This is a genomic window from Pseudoalteromonas sp. M8 (assembly GCF_018141365.1).
Classification (GTDB): domain Bacteria; phylum Pseudomonadota; class Gammaproteobacteria; order Enterobacterales; family Alteromonadaceae; genus Pseudoalteromonas.
The window spans coordinates 3,193,297-3,213,370 of sequence record NZ_CP047240.1 but is presented as its reverse complement, the minus strand read 5'-3'; the positions used below and the strand labels follow the sequence as shown (position 1 = coordinate 3,213,370).

Here is a 20,074-nt window from a genome sequence, read left to right as displayed (position 1 = left end):
GCGCCAGTTAGGGGCAAGCCAAAACTTGGTTGTGCCCCGTACTTTCAATAGCAATAATTTGTCCGTTGTTGGCGGTCGACAGTGCTAGCATAACTGGCGTATTAAAATTGATAACACTAGTTTTTGGCTGTGGCATCACGCTAAGTAGGCTTTGTTTTAACTCGATGAGGGTATGGGTATTACACTCTTCAATTAACCAAGCATCATCGTTAATTGCAACGAGTCGACCGTAACGCTGTTCTTGAACTTGTTGTTGCGCAGCCTCAAATCTAGCATCCAGCACTTTTTTCTGTTCATCTATACGGGCAAGATACTGGCCTTGCTGTAGCTCATGCGTTTCGATGTGTTGAAAATCTCCATAACTGACTAAATGAGCATTTGAGTTATATTCTTTATCAATATCAAAATGTTGATTTTGATACCATAAGGTGAAAAGTAAAGCGACTGAACAAGTAACCGCGCTCCACTGCCAAGTTTCTATACGACCCAAATAATGATGGGCAAAGCTAACTAGTCGCACCTTGATGCGAGTAGCCAAAGTTAACGGTTTTTCCTGCTTGTTAGCTTGGTAAGCCGCTTTTAACTTGGCGTCAAATTTGTCTAAATTACTCATGATCTTCACCCACTTGAGACTTTAGAGTCTCTTTTGCGTATCTAATTCGAGTTTTTACAGTCTCTTGTGTGGCCCCTACAATTTGTGCTATTTCAGCTAAGCTGAACCCTTCTAACTGTAAGCTTAGCGCCTCTTTTTGTAATAAAGGAAGTGTAGCAATTTGCTGGTATAGCCACTGTTCCTCCGATGTTTTTGTGAACTCATTGGAGTTGGTCATACCTACTTTACTATCTGTCAACTCAGAGAGTTTACCTGACGCCCTGATTGAATCGATTAGCAAGTTACGTGCAATGTGAAACAAGTAAGCCTTGGGGTGACCCTGTTGTCGATAAGCGCTTTTCTTTTCGATGACTTTTAGCCATGTTTTTTGACATATATCTTCTGCCGACGCCGCCTGTGTTTGTGTTTTTAGAAAGTGAAATAAATCACCTTGATAGCGCTCAATGACTTGCTCTAGGTATTTTACTTTACCCGTCGTCGCATATTCATAAAGCGGATCTTCTACGTTGCTGGTGGCGCGAGCACGCCACATTTTCAAGCTACTCAGCATAGGCAATCCTAAGTATCAAGGGTCAACAGACCCTAATATCAATAAGCTAAATTAACCTGAGCTTCGGATAATTAATGCCTTTCTAGCAGCCAGTTTTAGCGCTAACTGCGTTGAATTCACTTCCAATAGCCAGCTATTGGTGCATAAATTCGCCTTGTTATCCCTAAAACTGTCAGGCTAGATAAGGGGATAATTTAATGTGGTATTAAAAACAATGAGTTAGCTCATTCCTTATCCAAACCTCAGGTTAAATTAAGAAGTTTACTTCGTGACTCAGCGACTCAAATTGATTACGTATCAATGGCTGTTATTGTTCCAGTGTAAACTCTAATACAACGCGCTGAGCGTATTGCGGCTGCGGCTTTCCATCAACAATAAGTGGTCTATACTTCCATTTCCTGAGTGCTCTGACAGCAGCCTGATCAAATACTCTTTTAGGCTCCGCATTCGTCACTTTAACATCAATCACTTCGCCTTGTGGAGAAATGGCAAACTCCATTTCTACCCAGCCTTCCACTCCATCTCTAGCAGCCGCGGGCGGATAGTTAGGGTTGCTTCTAACAAGTGGAGTCGCTTGCCCATCGGTGGAGAATTGCAGCGTCATTGTGTTAGTAAACTTACCTAAATCTACGCTAGGTGTCTCGCTACTAATTTGTAGATTATCTCCTGTATCAACGATATTTTCAGTCGGTCTAACTGGGGCCGTTATTGGTTTTGGTGGTTCTGGCATTACCCTTTTTTCTTCGACTGGAGAGTCCTCTCTATCCGTTGCAATAGTAAGATCAAATACTTCTATGTCGACAATGGGGGAGTGAGTTCCTGAGAAACTAAGTTTTGCATAAAGCCAAAGGTGGCAAAAGTAATAATAACTGCGCCAACAAGCGATAGTGCGAGTTTTGGAATTCCTAAATTAGGCTGTTGAAGAGTGGCTAATGTCGTCATGATTTTATCCCTGTTATATTGTTTTCGTATATAAAACGTTTGGGTAACTGAAACGGGGTGAAAGTTTTTAGATTTTTTTTGATATGTATCTTGGTTTGGCTACAGGCCATGGATTACAATGCACGAAGAGCAGAGCACATTATTTAATTTTTCGTGATCATAGGTAGTTATGAAGTTAGTTGAGATCAATAAAGCGCGTTATCGCAAACATTTAAATCAAGTAATTATTGCTTGCGTTGTGGCGCTAGCACTCGGTAGTTTAGGGATTGCTCAGTTATTGATCCAATTACTTCCTGATGTAGATGGTAGCCATTTTCATTGGAATCTAACTGGTGTAGTAGTGACCTGCATCGTCATTGGGCTCGTGCTCAAAAAGCATAAAGCGCATCCCTTTATGACTGAAGTCAGTTATGTGTGGGACTTAAAGCAATCATTGAACAAAATCACCCGTAAAATGGCGAAGTTAAAACAGGCAGCGCAGCAGGGGGATGTAGATGCGATGACGGCGATTCAGTATAGCTATGCGGGATCTCGTCAGCTATGGCAATTGGATGACAACACCATAACGATGGATGATTTGGCGATGTGGCAAGCAGAGCTGGATTCACTGGCTAGCAAGTATCAAGTTGAAATAAAAGCAGAAAACTATAAAGAAACGATATTGAAACAGTACTAACAAAGCGGCTTGTTTCGGCGTTAAACTTTTTCACAATTTTTAATGTGACACTAATGTGTCAGAACGGTAATATAACAGTCAAATTTTCTATTAAAGGAACAATTTGAACTGTGCTATTGCGTCATCGATTTCACCAGTTCGGCTGGTTGGTTCTTATCAACTCTCTTTGCTCAATCTTAATTACCATAAATGTTGTAAATACCGATCTTGATGAATGAGTACTTAGGGGTCAAAAACACACCTGAAGATTATAGTACGGGTTATAACTTAACCGGAACAGTTAAAAAGAGAAACTGGCTATTACTCAGTAGCTACAATAAATATGCGATTGTGAGTAAGCAGCAAATTGTTGAAGTCTCGCCCATGGGAACTTATGAGATGCTCGATGAAACTAACCAGCCAGCTGAGCAAGAGCCAAACTTTGAATATATTCAAGAGGCAATGCAGCAGATAAGCCACTTTCAGTAGATAAAAGAGGATTAGGTGTGCTGGCGGACTGTCGTGCTAACTTGAGCGGTATAACTAAGCGCTTAACGAGTAAAATTGAAAGGCGTTTTTCTTGTCTTTTTTAACCGTATACATGGCGACATCGGCACATTCGATTAATTGGCTTAGCTCAACCGCGTCTCTTGGGTAGCTTGCAATACCTATGCTCGCACCAACTCGCAGTGGAAGTAATTTCCCTTCTGACGTTTGCCAAATCATCTCGGTGTTTATCGCCCCTAACAGGTTTTCAGCGATGCGCTGCAATTTTTCATTTTTAGCGCAGTGCAAGGCAATCAAAAACTCATCACCTCCCCAACGACAAACCACGTCTTGTTCTCTCACCTGAGCACTAATTTGAGTGGCGATGTGTTTTAACATAGCGTCACCGGCGTTATGGCCATAAATATCATTGATTGGTTTAAACTCATCTAAATCAATAATAAATAAGCTAAACGGAGTTTCGTTATCTAACCACTCGTTGATCTTGATTTCAGTACCATGGCGATTGTAGAGGCCTGTTAGCTTATCGCGGTTAGCCTTTTTATTGAGTTCTTGAAACACAGTTTTTCTAAGCGTGATATCTGATAAAAACACCTGTAAATAGAATTGCCCGCTACTTTCCACTCTAAGCATGATGACACTCAGCCAAACAGGTTGTTCGGTCATGGGGTTAATAAACTCAAACTCTGACTGAGTTGGCTGGTTAAGCTCCAAGGTATGCTCCGTAAAGGTGTAGAGAATATCCGGAGTTTTGCAGTAGCGACCAAAACTTTCGGGAAAATATTCATCAAGGTCAATTGCCATGCCTGCCAGCAAATCACAAGCGGCATCATTAGCTAAGATCACTTCACCTTTGTCTTTTACCAGTAGGGTGGGAGAAGAGGAGCGCTCAAACATCAGCCTAAAGCGCTTCTCAAGTATTTCAATATCAGCTCGCAGTTGGCGCTCTTGCTCGAACATGGAAGCGGTTTTAGCAATAAGTTGATTGGTATTGCTCGCAATATCACCAATTTCACTTGATTCATGCCCCCTAGGCACGACTAAATCCAATGGTGTTCCAGGAATAACCCTAGCAATTTGACTACTTAAGTTACTCAGGGGTTTTGTAACTATAAAATGTGTAACAACGGTGAAGATGACTAAGATTGGAATGATGACAACCAACAAAGTTTGAACACTTGAACGGGCGATATCTCTAGCACTTTGCTCGATAAAAACGGAATTTGGTTGAATATAGATCTCACCAACAATTTCACTCAATAAAAACGGATGATTAAGCGAAATAATGGTCGCATTTTGCGATTTAAATCCTACACTTTGAGCGAGCCACTTATCCTCACTTTTTATTGCGGCCGAAGAGATAACGTCGTTACTGACTAGGCCATTAATAACTTCTACAGCAAGGTCTTTGTCATTGAGATAAGTGGCAATAGAGGAAGACGACGACACGGTTTGGCCAATTTGCCCAATAATAGTATTAGAACGCCGAAGTTCACGCTCAACAATATGGTCGTGATATAACTTAGCGTAAAGCATTGAAAAAATAAAAGTCGAGACAACAAGCACGAGTGCTAGCCGCACGATCAGCCCATATTTAGTCATCGATTTGATAAATTACCTTCACATCACCCGTCACAAAGTCTGCTGGAACATAGCCGATTGCATTTGGCGTATTTCTGATATTTTCAAGTATAGTCGACGGTGAGGAAAATGACTGTGGGGGAGAAACTTTGCCGCTGAACTTTATTCTTGACCAATAAGCATTGATTTGGCTTTCATTGCGTCCTGTCAGTGCCAAGAAAAAAGGACCTCTTAAAGGGTGTGATTTTTCGTAGTCATAGGTCACGGCCATATCGCCGTTGGGAAAGGCAACGTATTTTCCCATGTACATGTCGATGAGTTGGCGCTGCGATATTGACTCGATGGGGTTGTCTTTGTTAACTATGACGGCAATATCAGCTGTTGCTGAAATTGGGTAAGAAATCAGGAAGAAAACAGCAGTAAGTAACCTTTTCATCAGAACACCCAATTAAAGCTAAGTGTGAAGGTGTTAAAAGAAAGGTCGGGATCACTAAATTGCTCAGTATCGTGAAGGTAAAAAGCGCTGGGCAAATGGTCCGCTGATGTATGCTTCCAATTGAACTTTAGTGCTAACGTCGGGCTCAATTCGCGTCGCCACGTTAGTGAGGTGCTATGCTGATCCAGTTGATAAAAACCAGAGTGCATGGAAGCAGCTTCGTATATTTGTATTAATTCAGGTAATGGGACGAGCGGACCGGGTTCTACACTTGGCTCATTATCGGACTTGGCAACTGAGTAGGTGAAAGACAAAGTGTTTAAATCGAAGCGCTTGCCTAGTGTGATATAAGCTGCTTTTAGGCGGTTGAGCACGCTGGAATTTGAATCCGTCAGCGATAATTCACTTTGTACCAACCACTTCGAATCATCATATCTCATACTGAGCGCGCTATAGGTGAAGCGCTTGTCGATAATATAAAGAGAGTCGATAAGCTCATTTTTGGTTGGCCAAACTTGTAGAGGAACTTGCGCGAGAGCCTCACGTAACTGCTTTTGCTGTTCATGCTCATTAGCTGCTTTTGTTGTTGTATAGTTGGCTCTAAACAGCCAATTTAACGTTTCGTACTGTACCGCTACACCCAAGATAGATTTAAGTTCTACATTCCAAAAAAACTTATAATCGCTGTAGATAGGCGATTCGGAGCGGCCCCAATATGCTTTGATGCTGGCGATGCCCTGATCAAGCGGTGCGCGATACTGCAAGTCAACGCCATCTAGGTTTTGGTGAGGAATAATAGAATAAAACTCGACAGGCGGATGTTCCATATCCATTGAATAGCCAATATCCCGATATTCAGTCATCAAAAATAGGTCTAACCCGGTGCGTCCGGCACGAAATTGCCAGTTCGAATTTAGATTGTAGCGTAGAAAAGCCAGTTTTATTGCATTGTTGACTCGGTCATCGTGTTGCTCTTTTAATAGCAGTTGCCCAACAAACTCTACATTATCATTTGCATGCCACTCTGCCTGTAGGCCCAAAGACGAAAATGAAAAGTCGAGCTCATCTTTTTCCACACCGTGCGGATGTGAGATGGATTCTCTGATTTTGGCGGTATAGGAGTCTGTTTTAACCGCCTTGAGCGTAGCAAAGCCACTGAAATCAATGTCAGAGCCGTAGCTGAATGTGGTTAAAAATAGTAGGCAGATAAAAACAGAGCGCATGAGTTATAAATGTTTTCGCTTTCCTTTTTATATAGCCTAGTTCGAATTTTGACATTTACCAATGCGATGTCCGCCTTGGCCTTGTATAATGAACTTAGAGACACCATATCCCATGTATGGTAGCATATTGTTATATTATCACATTAGGCAAGATTAAGACGTGGCAGAAGTAAGAGCGAGAGTCGGGCTGAATGTAGGGCAGCATAGTAATATCCCTGCAGAAATAGTTTCTTTTTCAGGGCTAAAAGATGGCCAAGAACATGTTGCGCTGGTATTTAATAGCGCAGACAGTCAGCAGCAAATTCCCCTAATTCGTATGCACTCTGAGTGCTTAACCGGCGATGTCTTTCATTCTTCTCGTTGTGATTGTGGCGAACAGTTAAATGAATGTATTGAGGCGATGCATAAACAAGGCGGCATTTTGTTATATTTGCGCCAAGAAGGTCGTGGCATTGGCTTGTACAATAAAATCGATGCTTATGTATTGCAATCACAAGGGATGAACACCTACGAGGCAAACAACCACCTCGGCTTTGAAGATGACTTAAGAGATTTCTCTGATGCCGTGTTGATGCTTCAGGCGCTAGGGTTAAACCACGTTAAGTTAATGACGAATAATCCAAGAAAGCTGAAGGCGTTGAGAAATGCGGGTATTACTGTCGATGAGGTAGTTGGCACTCAGGCGCATGTTAAGGCTGGGGTTTCTGGTAATGAACAGTATCTAAAAACCAAGATCCAACACGGTGCCCACATGCTGGATATCAAAAAGATATCAAAAGCGGATTAGCCGAAGCGTATATGCTTACTACAACAAGCCGACTAGATAAGTGCTTCGGTTGGCTTGTCATATCAAACATACTATTCTCATTACAACTCTCTCAAACTTAAGATGTCCAACATAGGTTATGGTAACCGTCAGTATTTGTTTAAAATATGCTAAAAAGCGCTGACAAATCCGCTTTTCATGCCTTTTCACTCGACGCGGTAATCAGTATAATCAAAGACGTTATAGCTTAAATTAAGTGGACTATGTCGACACCAATTAGAACATTCAAAGCAAGCATGGGCGTGCAGTGGCTAAAAGCCGGGTGGGCAATTTTCAAAACCCAGCCTATGACTTTCATGTTGATGTATATTTTCATGGCGGTAGTAAGTCTATTGCCCCTGTTCGCACCTATTTTTCATATCATCGCTGCCTTGTCTGGTCCTTTCTTAAGCGCTGGCTTCTACCTTGCAGTTATCAATAAACAGATCAATAAACCAATAAAGTTAGCTGATATTTTTGAGCCTTTTGCAGCAAAAGGCCGCCGATTACACTTGTTCCGAGTTGGTATTTATCAAATGGCAGGTGCGCTGTTGCTGACTATGGTTGCCGGTGTGCTATTCAGTGATGTGGCGACTGCGCTGGAGAGTGTTGGCCCAAATACCGAGCCGAATGAACTTATCGGACTTATCGCGAGCAATATTAGTTTTGCCGAAGTTGCCGTATTTGTGATTGCACAATCGGTCATTATGATGGCCTTCGCTTTTGTCGTGCCACAGGTGTTTTTCCAAGGTGAAAAACGTATTTTTCACGCGATGAAGTGCTCGCTTGCCGCTTTTTATCATAATATGGCCGCGCTGAGTATTTACGGCCTGGTCGTCGCAGCGTTTATCGTTGCGTCTATACCGCTGTCGATGATCCCGGCGATTATTATCATGCCGGTCGCCATGATAGGCTTTTTTGTTTCTTTTCAAGCGATGTTTATGCCAATTATCGTTGAAAAGAAGGAAAATGATGAAAATACTAACATCTCTCAGTCTGACTCAGGACGCTTTGACGCCTGATGGATGAACAAGAAGTTAAAAAGCTAAAAAACTATGCGGTTTGGTTATTGTCGAGACAAGAGTACTCTGAGTCTGGATTGACGCAAAAGCTACTGCAAAAAGGGGCTACAGCGGCAGTCGCGGAGCAATTGGTATCTTGGCTAAAGTCGCTCGATTACGTTAATGACGACCGCTATGCAGAGAGCTTTTTAAACCGTCAGATTGCAAAAGGACTTGGAGAAAAGCGTGTATTAATGGATGCAGGGCAAAAGGGTGTGAGCCGAGAGACTTTGCATACGCTAATCGCTGAGCGCGAAATTGATTGGTACATGCAAGCCGCAAAAACCTATGAAAAAAAGTACGGTCTTTGCGCACAACCGATAGAATATAAAGAAAAAACTAAGCGCGTACGTTACATGAGTTATCGTGGTTTTAGTTTTGATGAAATAGATTTTGCAATTGAAGCTGCAATGACTGCAGCAGAGCAAGAAGAAATAAAGGGTGAATGATCACATGCAGCATATGACTACCGCACAAATCAGGCAAAGCTTCTTAGATTTCTTTGCTAAACAACAGCACCAAGTGGTGCCTTCAAGCTCGTTAATTCCGGGTAATGATGCCACCTTACTGTTCACCAACGCTGGTATGGTGCAGTTTAAAGATGCCTTCTTGGGTGCGGAAAAACGCCCTTATACGCGAGCAACCAGTTCACAGCGCTGTGTTCGTGCTGGTGGTAAACATAATGACCTTGAAAACGTAGGTTATACCGCAAGGCACCACACTTTCTTCGAAATGCTAGGTAACTTTAGCTTTGGTGACTATTTTAAAACCGACGCAATAAAATTTGCTTGGGGTTTCCTTACGGATGTGATCAAGCTGCCAAAAGAAAAGCTACTAGTTACTATTTATCATGAAGACGACGAAGCATTTGATATCTGGTCAAAACAAGTTGGTGTTCCAGAAGACAGGATCATCCGTATTGCGACGGCGGATAACTTTTGGTCAATGGGCGACACGGGTCCTTGCGGTCCTTGCTCTGAAATCTTTTATGACCACGGCGAGCACATTTGGGGGGGACCTCCGGGCTCACCAGAAGAAGACGGCGATCGCTTCATTGAGATCTGGAACTTAGTATTCATGCAGTACAACCGTCATGCAGACGGCACAATGGAGCCGCTGCCAATGCAGTCGGTTGATACCGGCATGGGTCTTGAACGTATCTCGGCTATTATGCAAGGTGTGCACTCAAACTATGAGATTGACCTGTTCCAAGCGCTGATTAAAGCAGCTGCAAAAGTAACAGATGCACAAGATTTAGAAGATAAATCACTACGTGTGGTTGCTGACCACATTCGTTCGTGTGCGTTCCTTATTGCTGACGGCGTCATGCCATCGAATGAAGGTCGTGGTTACGTGCTACGTCGTATCATTCGTCGTGCAGTTCGTCACGGCAATAAACTCGGTGCAAAAGGGGCATTCTTCTATAAGTTAGTTGCCGCACTTGCTGAGCAAATGGGTGAAGCTTACCCAGAATTAGTGAAGCAACAAGCGATTATCGAAAAAGTACTACGTATTGAAGAAGATCAGTTTGGTAAAACACTAGACCGTGGTTTGACTATCCTAGAAGACAGCCTTGGAGGTATTGAAGGCGACGTTATTCCAGGCGATCTAGTGTTCAAACTGTATGACACTTACGGCTTCCCTGCAGACTTAACGGCAGATGTGGCGCGTGAGCGTTTTATGACGATTGACGAGCGTGGCTTCCAAGCATGCATGGAAGAACAGCGTAAAAAAGCACAAGCGGCTGGCAAGTTCGGTGCAGATTACAACGAGCGCTTGAAGTCTGATAAAAATACTGACTTCAAAGGCTATGATGCTGAGCACTATACCGGCACTGTGGTTGAAATCTTTAAAGACGGTCAACATACCAATACGTTAGAAGATGGTGAACAAGGTGTGGTTATCCTTGACCGCACGCCTTTCTATGCTGAGTCAGGCGGCCAAGTTGGTGATACGGGTGTACTAAAAGTGGCTAACGGCGAGTTTGTGGTTACTGACACGCAAAAGCTAGGTAATGCATTTGCACACCATGGTCATGTGGTTGGCCGTATTGGTGTTAACGATAAAGCCGATGCGCGTATTGACGCTGAGCGTCGCGAGCGAGTGAAGAAAAACCATACTGCAACGCACTTGGTGCACAAAGCACTGCGCGATTTGTTGGGTGACCATGTTACTCAAAAAGGTTCATTGGTACTGCCGGATCGTCTTCGTTTCGACTTTTCACATTTTGAAGGCGTCACTAAAGCGCAGTTGCAGCAGGTAGAAGATGCAGTGAACGCAGAGATCCGTCGTAACTTTGCTCTGCAAACTGAGTTGATGGATATCGATGCTGCCAAAGATAAAGGTGCGATGGCGCTCTTTGGTGAAAAGTACGATGATGAAGTTCGAGTCGTTTCAATTGGTGGGTACTCAATCGAGCTTTGTGGTGGTACACACGTGAAGCGCGCTGGTGATATTGGTCTCTTCAAGATTGTATCAGAAGGCGGTATCGCAGCGGGTGTTCGTCGTATCGAAGCGGTAACAGGTGCTGATGCTATCGCTTATGTTAATGAGCAAGAGCAAGTGCTTTCTGAAATTGCGGCTTTGGTTAAGGGTGATACCTCATCAGTGCTAGAAAAAGTATCTGCGCTACTTGAAAAGTCAAAAGGCCTTGAAAAGCAAGTTGCTCAACTAAATGACAAACTAGCAAGTGCTGCGGGTGCAACGCTACTTGACTCTGTAACCGAAGTGAATGGGATTAAATTACTCGTAGCGAACGTTGCAGGAGCTGAGTCTAAAGCACTACGTGGCATGGTCGATGACCTGAAGAACAAGATTGGCTCAGGTGTCATCGCGCTAGGTGTAGCAAATGGCGATAAAGTAAGCCTAATCGCTGGCGTAACGAAAGACTTAGTTGGTCAGGTAAAAGCAGGTGAGCTAGTTAATCACATGGCTTCTCAAGTCGGTGGTAAAGGTGGCGGTCGTCCTGATATGGCGCAAGCTGGTGGTTCACAACCAGAAAACCTAGACGCAGCACTAAACAGTGTTCCAACTTGGTTAAATGAAGTAACGCAGTAATCAGCAAGTGGCGCTGATTGTACAAAAGTTTGGCGGCACCTCGGTAGGTTCGGTAGAGCGTATTGAGGCGGTTGCCGAACACGTTATCAAAACACAACAACAAGGCCACCAAGTGGTGGTCGTGTTGTCTGCAATGTCAGGCGAGACAAATCGTCTCATTTCCCTTGCCCAACAAATCGATGCACGTCCGAGTTCTCGTGAGCTAGATGTATTGATCACCACCGGCGAACAAGTTTCTATTGCGTTATTGGCGATGGCCATCATTAAGCGTGGGCATTCTGCCGTGAGCTTACTTGCCGATCAGGTTGGTATTAAAACCGATAACATGTTCTCTAAAGCGCGGATCACAGAAATAGACACGACCCGCTTAAAGCAAGAGCTTGAGCATAACCGAATAACCATTATTGCCGGATTTCAAGGGCGCGATGAAGAAGGCAATATCACCACGTTGGGGCGTGGTGGTACAGATACCTCAGCAGTTGAAATCGCAGGGGCTTTGCAAGCAGACGAATGTCAGATATATACTGATGTCGATGGCGTTTATACTACCGATCCGCGCATAGAGCCAAATGCAAGGCGTTTATCACATATTACTTTTCCTGAGATGTTGGAGCTGGCCAGTGTGGGCGCTAAAGTTTTGCAGATCCGTTCGGTTGAAGCGGCTGGTCGATATAATGTACCACTGCGTGTACTTTCTTCGTTTTCTCCTGACAACGGCACCTTAATTAGCTATGAGGAAGGTAAGATGAAAAATACTAAAGTGGTCTCTGGGGTAGCGAGTGTCAAAGACGAAGCGCTTATCTTAGTTAACAATGTAGATGCAAAACCTAGTAATCTTGCCAATATACTTTCTCTTCTTGGTGAGCATAATATCGAAGTCGATATGATTAACCATTTGAACCACAGTGAGAAAAAAATAGACTATGCTTTTACTGTGCACACAAATGATTGTATTCTGGCGGAAGAAGTTTTAGCGCAACATGCACAAAATTTAGGTGGCGCAACCGTAGAGGTTAATGCTAACGTGGCAAAAATCTCAGCGGTTGGCATCGGGATGAAATCTCATTCAGGTGTTGCTGGTCTCTTTTTTATGGCATTGGCCGAAGAAAATATTCACACTCTATTAGTATCTACATCAGAGATAAAAATCTCGGCACTGGTAGAAGAAAAATATTTAGAGCTAGCTGTACGGGCTTTACATGCCAAATTCGAATTGGAAAGTACTGAGTAAAAGAAGTTTTTGCTTACTTTTCTAGGAACTTTTATTTAAAATGGATTTGACGCGGAATCTTTTAAATTTTGGAATAACAGGAGCAAGAGAATGCTAATACTAACTCGTCGAGTAGGTGAAACCCTGATGATTGGTGATGAAGTGACTGTAACAGTACTAGGTGTTAAAGGTAACCAAGTACGTATTGGTGTAAATGCGCCTAAAGATGTTTCAGTTCACCGTGAAGAAATTTACATGCGAATTCAGGCTGAGAAATCTAGCCCGGGCAATATGTAATTGACCAAATATTGAATTACGATGTTAGTTAACCTAGTTTGACTGGCATAAAAAAACCCCGCCACTGCGGGGTTTCTTATTTCTGGCTTTGCCCAGACAAAAAAGCAATCGCTTCTTCGTTAAGTCCAGATTTACTGATATAGCTCGGTTTGTTTTGGTGAAATACCAAAAAACCTCTACTCGTTTCAACGAGTTTATCTAAGTCGTCAAATGGGTAAGAAAATTCGGCATGTGTCGCTTTGGTGCTAATACCAGTTTTAGTGATTGAAACTTTGACGACATTGCCAGCAGCGCGAGAATACGACTGCCTTATCACCCACCAAGCTTTACGATAGTAGAAAGCGACGCATTCAACCACAGCCAATAGAATAAGAAAGTTCCCAACGTAGTGCTCCTGCAAACCGTAAATAGCAAACAGCCCCAGTGCAATTAGCAGTACAAGCAAGCCATATTTCGGTTTAACAGCAAGTCCATTGGCTTCAGATTCTTCAAAACACTCTCGATAATAGGCTTTATCTAACTTAAATTGGCTTTGAAAAGATAAATTTTCATTTTGTTCAAGGGAGGGCATAGACGTTCGTTGTGGCAAAAATTTCCCCTTATTATACCCATCTATATTGAAAAAGCTGTAATGCGAATAAATTGTTTGCAGTTCCCTTTTACTATATCCAGCGAAATACGCGTTATACAGCGTAACGTTTACGTAAACGTTAACTTTTGGTCAGTCCAATTTACAATTTATCTTGCGTAATCAAAAATCCATTCTATATTCATTAAAATCACTGTATTAGTCGGCGCTATTTTGAATATTTTTCATATTTATTACGTTGGTTTTCCATATTTATTAGTGATTTCAAAGCTAACTTACTGATTGTTTATAAGTTAAGTGTTTTGGTAATACCAATTTACAATGCACTTTACAGTGGAACATTTTTTGTTATAAGGTGAATAAATATCTACAAAAAGTGAAGGTTTATACCAGTTCGTTAACATCGAACAGGAAAACCAAACAGCAAGTAAGGGGTAAAAATGGATATTGGAGCGCAGCTACTGCAAGCAGGAAATCTCATGCTGACCGGTATGGTTGGTGTTTTTGTTTTTCTGTCCATTTTGATTTTTGCGATGCGACTGTTGGCCAACTTTGCTGCTCAATTTAAAGAAGTAGAGCCAAGTACCACAAGATCAAAAACAACTAGAGCAACATCGTCACAGGGTGTGCCACAGGCACATATTGCAGCCATTAGCGCTGCCGTTGTAGCCTACAGAAAAAACAATTAATAGGGGTTTTGCATGTCACAGTTAAAGCTAACCGAATTAGTGCTGCGCGATGCGCATCAGTCATTACTCGCCACCAGAATGCGCTTGGAAGATATGCTTCCTATCGCTGAGAAGCTCGACAATATGGGCTACTGGTCTGTTGAATCATGGGGGGAGCAACCTTCGACTCGTGTATTCGCTATTTAGGCGAAGATCCATGGGAGCGGATCCGTGCACTGAAAGCTGCAATGCCAAAAACCAAACAGCAAATGCTACTGCGTGGTCAGAATCTATTGGGCTATCGTCATTATGCTGATGATGTTGTCGAAAAGTTTGTTGAACGTGCCCACCATAACGGGGTAGATGTATTTAGAATATTCGATGCAATGAACGACGTGCGCAACTTAGAAACGGCTATTAAAGCGGCCATCAAAGTGGGCGCGCATGCGCAGGGCACGATTTCGTACACCGTAAGCCCTGTTCATACGCTGGAAATGTGGCTCACGCAGGCCAAGCAGCTCGAAGACTTAGGCTGTCATTCCATTTGTATCAAGGACATGGCTGGATTACTGAAACCCTATGATGCCGAAAAGTTAATCTCTGGGCTTAAAGCGTCCGTCTCTATTCCTATCGCAATGCAGTGCCATGCAACCACAGGGCTCAGTACTGCAACTTATCAAAAAGCCATAGATGCGGGTATCGATATGCTCGATACGGCGATTTCTTCGATGAGTATGACCTATGGCCATAGTGCAACAGAAACTATCGCGGCGATTGTGGAAGGTACAGAACGTGATACAGGGCTTGATTTACTGGAGCTAGAAGAGATCGCAGCCTATTTCCGTGAGGTGAGAAAGAAATATGCAGCTTTTGAGGGTAGCTTAAAAGGAGTAGATGGTCGTATTCTATCTGCACAAGTGCCTGGTGGCATGTTAACCAATATGGAAAATCAACTGCGAGAGCAAGGTGCAGGTGACAAGCTTGACGCGGTACTAAAAGAAATTCCAAGTGTGCGTAAAGAACTTGGCTACTTACCGCTCGTAACACCAACCTCACAGATAGTCGGGACGCAAGCGGTATTAAACGTACTTACCGGTGAGCGTTACAAGTCTATAACCAAAGAAACAGCTGGCGTGCTGAAAGGCGAATATGGAGCGACACCAGCGCAAGTCGACCAAGCTTTGCAACAACGAGTGCTTGAAGGCGCAGAGCCTATTACCTGCCGTCCTGCAGACTTAATTGAACCTGAGCTGGATAGTTTACAAAGCGAACTAGTCGCGACGGCAAAAGAGGAACAAATTACCTTAGCCGACGAGGTTATTGATGATGTGCTTACCTATGCATTATTCCCGCAGATTGGCCTTAAATTCCTGAAAAACCGCAACAACCCAGATGCGTTTGAGCCAAAACCGACGCTTGTTGAAAGCCAACAACAAAAAGCTGCAGCGGCGCCTGCTAAAACCAAGTCATCAGCTACTGAGCGTTACAGCGTAAAAGTGGATGGCAAAGTATACGATGTAGTGGTTGCGCCGGGAGGTGAGTTACAAGAAGTACAAGTCAAAGACAGTGAGCTCATTCCGCAATCAACTTCGGTGAGCTCCAGTGAAACTTTGAATGCCCCACTTGCCGGCAACATCTTTAAGCTTATGGTGCGCGCAGGAGATGAGGTGCAAGAAGGCGATGTAGTACTCATCATGGAAGCCATGAAAATGGAAACCGAGGTGCGTGCAACACACAGCGGCCAAGTCGCAGAACTACTCGTCTCTGAAGGCGATTCTGTCAGTGCTGGCGATGCCATCATGTCTTTAGCATAAGGATGTCGTGATGGAAGGGTTACTTAATTTATGGCAAGCAACAGGGCTTGCCAACTTCACCGTGCCTGCACTTTGCATGATGGCAGTGGGCTGCGGACTTTTGTATCTTGCGATCGCTAAAGGCTTTGAGCCGTTGCTATTAGTGCCTATTGGCTTTGGTGCCATACTCACGAATATTCCTGTCGCTGGGCTTGCCGATCCTGGTGGGCTCTTATACTACGTGTATTACATTGGTATCGACAGCGGAGTATTCCCCTTGTTGATCTTTATGGGGGTGGGTGCGATGACGGACTTTAGTGCACTGATAGCCAACCCCAAGATGCTGTTGCTTGGTGCCGCGGCGCAGTTTGGGATTTTTGCCACTTTGTTTGGGGCTATTTTGCTGAACTATATTCCGGGCTTTGAATTTACCCTGCAAGACGCTTCAGCAATCGCCATTATTGGCGGTGCAGATGGACCAACTGCGATATTTCTCGCGTCTAAGCTTGCACCAGAGTTACTAGGGGCAATTGCGGTGGCTGCCTATTCGTATATGGCGTTAGTGCCAATTATTCAACCACCAATCATGAAAGCACTCACGACGCAAGAAGAGCGTCAGATTGCGATGCCGCAGCTGCGCCATGTATCAAAAACCGAGAAAATCCTCTTTCCTCTGGCGGTACTGGGCCTAACGATACTGTTTTTACCTGCAGCAACACCTTTGGTTGGTATGTTTTGCTTGGGTAACTTGATGAAAGAGTGCGGTGTAGTAGACCGCTTGAGTAAAACGGCGCAAAACGAGTTGATTAATATCACCACTATTTTCCTCGGACTGGCGGTGGGTTCAAAGCTGGCCGCTGATCAATTCTTAACGGTTGAGACGTTGGGGATTTTAGCGCTAGGCGCTGTGGCTTTCGGAATTGGTACTGCAGCAGGTGTATTAATGGCTAAGGCGATGAATAGATTTAGCGATAGTCCCATTAATCCGCTAGTTGGCGCTGCTGGGGTATCTGCAGTCCCGATGGCTGCGCGTGTGGTCAATAAGGTTGGCCTTGAAAGTAATCCGCATAATTTCTTGCTGATGCATGCGATGGGCCCCAATGTAGCGGGTGTATTAGGCAGTGCGGTTGCTGCTGGTATTTTGCTTGCACTGGTAGGCTAATTTACACTTCTCCAACCATTTGCGTGGCGATTTTAGGTTGCCGCGCATTTTTATTTCTGGACTTTATATTCTTGAACTTGATAGTCTTTCGTCACTTTTAATTAACACGAACAACTTCAGATGAAGTTTTTAGCTCCTTTCTTATTTTTGTTACCCTGTGTGACAGTTGCAACGGAAACATCGACTTTAGTGGTAACACCGATAGCAGAGCATGTTTATAAACATGAATCTTCGCTACACGTTGAACCTTGGGGGTTAGTGGCAGGCTCTGGGCTGATTGTGGTCGACGGTCAAGATGCTTACATTGTTGATACACCTTGGACCGAGCAAGACACAGAAGCACTGCTATTGTGGGCCGAGGACCGCAAGCTCAATATTAAAGGGGCGGTGGTCACGCATTATCATCAAGATGCAAGCGGTGGCCTAGCGGTATTAAATAAACATCAGATCCCAACCTATGCATCAGCCCAAACTAACCATCTATTAGCCCAAAAACACAGCGCTATCGCGTCACATAATTTGCCGCAAGCCTCAGCAGCGATAAAGTCAGGTGTCGTTGAAACCTATTACCCAGGTGCAGGACACTCGAAAGATAATATTGTCGTGTGGCTGCCACAATCTAAGATTTTATTCGCAGGATGCTTTGTGAAAAGTGTGGTGAGTAAAAATTTAGGTAACTTGGAGGATGCTTCGGTTGATGAGTGGCAAGCGTCTATACACAAGGTATTGAGCCGATATCCGGAAGCAAACATGGTTATTCCAGGGCATGGTAAAGAAGGGGATTTATCTTTGTTGCACCATACCGTTAAGCTAATCAAAATCGAGCAATCAAAAGGTAAATAAAGGACTGACATGAAATTTATTCCATTTCGTAATTTACGCTGTCCGGGTTTAGAAACTGCGCTGTGGTATTGTCGCTTGTTGTTTTTAACGGGCGTAGCCTTGATAGTGCTTGGGGTTATCAAAGAGGGGATTGCAATCTATCATTGGCTAATCGCCATGATAGAGAATGGCGACGCGCCAATAAAAGCAGCCTATATCTATGACTTAGATTTGCTTTCCCACCCAAACTTTCATTTGATCATTGTTGGAGTGGTGAAGATCTACTTCTCCTGTGGCCTCGCGATTAAACTAAAAACAATGTCCCACGAGCAGGCGTTACAAAAATAACGAATACCACGTAAAGGAGTCTCATAGAGGAGTTTCTCAGAGAAATTTCTTAGACCCTTTTACGCGGCAGAGCTACTATTTAAAAATTAATACTCCAGCTGTCCGCCATTTTGGATAAAGGCGACATATTCGTTCCAAACATCTTCAACACTTCGGCCCAAGATATGTTGAAATGCAGCATCAAATGACCAGGTATAGTTACCCATATCTTTCGCCGCTTTATTAAACTTGTAGATAAACTCAGAGTCGTGCTGTTGTTTGACGTAATGTAAGAAAAACCCAGTTGTGGTGTAGCCACTAAGCCAGCGTTTAGCGTTGATGATATCTGGTGAGCGTGACTTATGAAAACCAGCACCGATCCGCACGGCATCAGCTAGACCTTCGGTGTATGCCCAGTTTGCCTTGCCATCACCATAGCTGTCATGAGTCAGCGGCGAGTTATTGTAACCATGGGTGACTTCGTGGAATAAAATGCCGTCGATTTCATCACGGATCACGGCATCGTTGTTATTATTATCGCGATAAATACGTTCTAAGTGCGCGGTGCTAACGACGATAGTCATCTCACCCGAACCGTCTTGCCCCATCTTATAGGCAACGAAATCCTTACCCCAATGATCTTTGGCTCTCAACTCAAACTGCAATTTTCTAAAACGCTGGGATTCACTGGCGTCGCGGTATAGCACTTTTGCTACATCCACACAGCGTTCGGCCATGTGTGCAGCTGGGTTTGGTATGATCCGTTTAAATAATGCCGAGCCTTGTGTTTCAGGGTTTACATCAACAAAGTTTACTTCCGGACGTTGCCACGTGTCGTTTGGTGGTGTGCTATCGCTACTGACGGCTAATTCATAATTGGCGCTTTGGAAACCGTATACAGAAACATAAACCGGCGCATTTGAGCTTATATCGCAGCGCTCGTTGGAGCTGGCATCATTGATACTTTGGCAGTCATAACTTGTGGTGGTCGGTTGGCTATTTGCTTTTAGGTATAGATCTGCATCACCGCTGCCAGTCAAGGTTGCTGTGATAGGAGCTGAGCTTGTAAATGGCCCAAAATGTGCCCATTGGCCAGGGGTAACGCTGCCATTTTGGTTAAATGGCAAGGTTGTACCACCGTTTGCCGGAGCACCGATAAATTCGATTTCTGCAAGCTGTAATAAATTGGCACCTTGCGTTGCGGTGACATTTAAGCGCACAAAGCGGTACGCTTGATTGGTACTGACATTGAACTGCTTAGTTTGATGTCTCGAAGCAAAACTTTGATTGTTTTGCGAATCTATAGTAAACCACACTTGACCGTCTTGAGAGCCTTGAAGCGTCCAATTTTTGGGATCTCTTTGTGGCGCATCGTTCGCAGAAGTGAGGGTGTAAGCTGTTAAATTCACCGCTTCGCTAAACGCATAACTTATCCAACCGGAAGCTGAAAAAGTAAGCCACTTGCTGTAGTGGTTATTATCAAATGCGTTGACTTTACCTTCATAGGGTTGGTTTTCTCCTGAAACGCTGATAGCAGCGGCATTGGCAGTTGTCAGATCGCTGTTTGCGTGCGCCGAGCTTAAGCCTAGGCTCACTAAAGCGGCTGCTATAAAAGAACGTTGGAATCGCGTTTTAGCTATAGTGATGTTCATGTTGACCTCTTTTGTATCGTTCCACTTTTTGCAGAAAGATATTGTTGGTGTTGTATCCATGGTTATTTTTATTTTGGTGTCCAAATAAGTTTGGAACGGTTTAATTGTTGTTGCTTTTATGTGC

At 43.7% G+C, this 20,074-nt stretch carries 21 protein-coding genes and 1 pseudogene; 13 read left to right on the top strand and 9 right to left on the bottom strand.

Annotation, left to right across the window (positions count from 1 at the left end):
• Window positions 1-7: 7 nt before the first annotated feature.
• The 4 genes from GSF13_RS19285 to GSF13_RS19270 form a co-directional block, all read right to left on the bottom strand.
• Window positions 8-613, bottom strand: coding sequence for a hypothetical protein (locus GSF13_RS19285; protein WP_206473240.1), 606 nt, complete (start codon window positions 611-613; stop codon window positions 8-10).
• Window positions 606-1,163, bottom strand: coding sequence for an RNA polymerase sigma factor (locus GSF13_RS19280; protein ID WP_010606200.1), 558 nt, complete (start codon window positions 1,161-1,163; stop codon window positions 606-608). Before GSF13_RS19280 ends, GSF13_RS19285 begins: the two co-directional genes overlap by 8 nt.
• Before the next feature lie 307 nt (window positions 1,164-1,470).
• Window positions 1,471-1,893 carry an energy transducer TonB gene (locus tag GSF13_RS19275; protein WP_211866721.1) on the bottom strand — a complete coding sequence of 141 codons (423 nt, stop codon included), beginning with the start codon at window positions 1,891-1,893 and terminating at the stop codon, window positions 1,471-1,473.
• Window positions 1,894-1,955: 62 nt separating this feature from the next.
• Window positions 1,956-2,105 (bottom strand): hypothetical protein, encoded by a 150-nt coding sequence (locus GSF13_RS19270; RefSeq protein ID WP_211866719.1) that lies wholly within the window; start codon window positions 2,103-2,105, stop codon window positions 1,956-1,958.
• A gap of 169 nt (window positions 2,106-2,274) precedes the next feature.
• On the opposite strand from GSF13_RS19270, the gene GSF13_RS19265 reads away from it, so the two are divergent.
• On the top strand, window positions 2,275-2,781 hold the full coding sequence (locus tag GSF13_RS19265) for a DUF3087 domain-containing protein (RefSeq protein WP_211866717.1): 507 nt from the start codon (window positions 2,275-2,277) through the stop codon (window positions 2,779-2,781).
• Between the two features lie 210 nt (window positions 2,782-2,991).
• Window positions 2,992-3,249, top strand: coding sequence for a hypothetical protein (locus tag GSF13_RS19260; RefSeq protein ID WP_249122711.1), 258 nt, complete (start codon window positions 2,992-2,994; stop codon window positions 3,247-3,249).
• A gap of 54 nt (window positions 3,250-3,303) precedes the next feature.
• On the opposite strand, the gene GSF13_RS19255 is transcribed toward GSF13_RS19260, so the two are convergent.
• Genes GSF13_RS19255 through GSF13_RS19245 form a run of 3 tightly spaced genes read right to left on the bottom strand, consistent with a single transcriptional unit; the run spans window position 3,304 to window position 6,507 of the window.
• Window positions 3,304-4,869: a sensor domain-containing diguanylate cyclase gene (locus tag GSF13_RS19255; RefSeq protein WP_010606204.1), complete on the bottom strand. Its 1,566-nt coding sequence runs from the start codon at window positions 4,867-4,869 to the stop codon at window positions 3,304-3,306.
• Complete coding sequence (locus GSF13_RS19250) at window positions 4,862-5,284, bottom strand: hypothetical protein (RefSeq protein WP_010606205.1); 423 nt, start codon at window positions 5,282-5,284, stop codon at window positions 4,862-4,864. The genes GSF13_RS19255 and GSF13_RS19250 overlap by 8 nt, the downstream gene beginning before the upstream one ends.
• On the bottom strand, window positions 5,284-6,507 hold the full coding sequence (locus GSF13_RS19245) for a hypothetical protein (RefSeq protein ID WP_211866709.1): 1,224 nt from the start codon (window positions 6,505-6,507) through the stop codon (window positions 5,284-5,286). Before GSF13_RS19245 ends, GSF13_RS19250 begins: the two co-directional genes overlap by 1 nt.
• A gap of 160 nt (window positions 6,508-6,667) precedes the next feature.
• Here GSF13_RS19245 and ribA point away from each other — a divergent pair, with 160 nt between their 5' ends.
• From ribA to csrA, 6 genes are all read left to right on the top strand, one after another.
• Window positions 6,668-7,294, top strand: coding sequence for a GTP cyclohydrolase II (gene ribA / locus GSF13_RS19240; protein WP_010606207.1), 627 nt, complete (start codon window positions 6,668-6,670; stop codon window positions 7,292-7,294).
• Between the two features lie 242 nt (window positions 7,295-7,536).
• Entirely contained in the window at window positions 7,537-8,334 is a 798-nt protein-coding gene (locus GSF13_RS19235) for a BPSS1780 family membrane protein (RefSeq protein WP_248298741.1), read from the top strand.
• Window positions 8,334-8,822 carry a regulatory protein RecX gene (locus tag GSF13_RS19230; RefSeq protein WP_010375943.1) on the top strand — a complete coding sequence of 163 codons (489 nt, stop codon included), beginning with the start codon at window positions 8,334-8,336 and terminating at the stop codon, window positions 8,820-8,822. The genes GSF13_RS19235 and GSF13_RS19230 overlap by 1 nt, the downstream gene beginning before the upstream one ends.
• A gap of 4 nt (window positions 8,823-8,826) precedes the next feature.
• Entirely contained in the window at window positions 8,827-11,430 is a 2,604-nt protein-coding gene (alaS, locus tag GSF13_RS19225; RefSeq protein ID WP_174169904.1) for an alanine--tRNA ligase, read from the top strand.
• A 7-nt stretch (window positions 11,431-11,437) separates the two neighbouring features.
• The gene (locus GSF13_RS19220; RefSeq protein ID WP_010606210.1) at window positions 11,438-12,661 is read left to right on the top strand and encodes an aspartate kinase; all 1,224 of its coding nucleotides are present in this window, start codon (window positions 11,438-11,440) and stop codon (window positions 12,659-12,661) included.
• Window positions 12,662-12,751: 90 nt separating this feature from the next.
• Window positions 12,752-12,937, top strand: a complete 186-nt coding sequence (csrA, locus tag GSF13_RS19215; RefSeq protein WP_010375935.1) for a carbon storage regulator CsrA — start codon at window positions 12,752-12,754, stop codon at window positions 12,935-12,937.
• 76 nt (window positions 12,938-13,013) lie between these two features.
• On the opposite strand, the gene GSF13_RS19210 is transcribed toward csrA, so the two are convergent.
• The gene (locus GSF13_RS19210; RefSeq protein WP_248298742.1) at window positions 13,014-13,526 is read right to left on the bottom strand and encodes a YcxB family protein; all 513 of its coding nucleotides are present in this window, start codon (window positions 13,524-13,526) and stop codon (window positions 13,014-13,016) included.
• A 440-nt stretch (window positions 13,527-13,966) separates the two neighbouring features.
• Between GSF13_RS19210 and GSF13_RS19205 the strand changes: the two genes are divergently transcribed.
• The 5 genes and pseudogenes from GSF13_RS19205 (at window position 13,967) to GSF13_RS19185 (ending at window position 18,319) form a co-directional block, all read left to right on the top strand.
• Window positions 13,967-14,215: an OadG family transporter subunit gene (locus GSF13_RS19205; protein ID WP_206473246.1), complete on the top strand. Its 249-nt coding sequence runs from the start codon at window positions 13,967-13,969 to the stop codon at window positions 14,213-14,215.
• A gap of 12 nt (window positions 14,216-14,227) precedes the next feature.
• Window positions 14,228-16,008, top strand: a pseudogene (gene oadA / locus GSF13_RS19200) (sodium-extruding oxaloacetate decarboxylase subunit alpha).
• A gap of 10 nt (window positions 16,009-16,018) precedes the next feature.
• On the top strand, window positions 16,019-17,149 hold the full coding sequence (locus GSF13_RS19195; RefSeq protein WP_039493572.1) for a sodium ion-translocating decarboxylase subunit beta: 1,131 nt from the start codon (window positions 16,019-16,021) through the stop codon (window positions 17,147-17,149).
• 120 nt (window positions 17,150-17,269) lie between these two features.
• Entirely contained in the window at window positions 17,270-17,992 is a 723-nt protein-coding gene (gene bla, locus GSF13_RS19190; protein ID WP_102057295.1) for a subclass B1 metallo-beta-lactamase, read from the top strand.
• A gap of 9 nt (window positions 17,993-18,001) precedes the next feature.
• A complete protein-coding gene (locus tag GSF13_RS19185; protein WP_010606216.1) occupies window positions 18,002-18,319 on the top strand; it encodes a hypothetical protein in 318 nt (105 codons plus the stop codon).
• Window positions 18,320-18,405: 86 nt separating this feature from the next.
• On the opposite strand, the gene GSF13_RS19180 is transcribed toward GSF13_RS19185, so the two are convergent.
• Entirely contained in the window at window positions 18,406-19,950 is a 1,545-nt protein-coding gene (locus GSF13_RS19180; RefSeq protein ID WP_206473250.1) for a basic secretory protein-like protein, read from the bottom strand.
• Window positions 19,951-20,074: the final 124 nt, after the last annotated feature.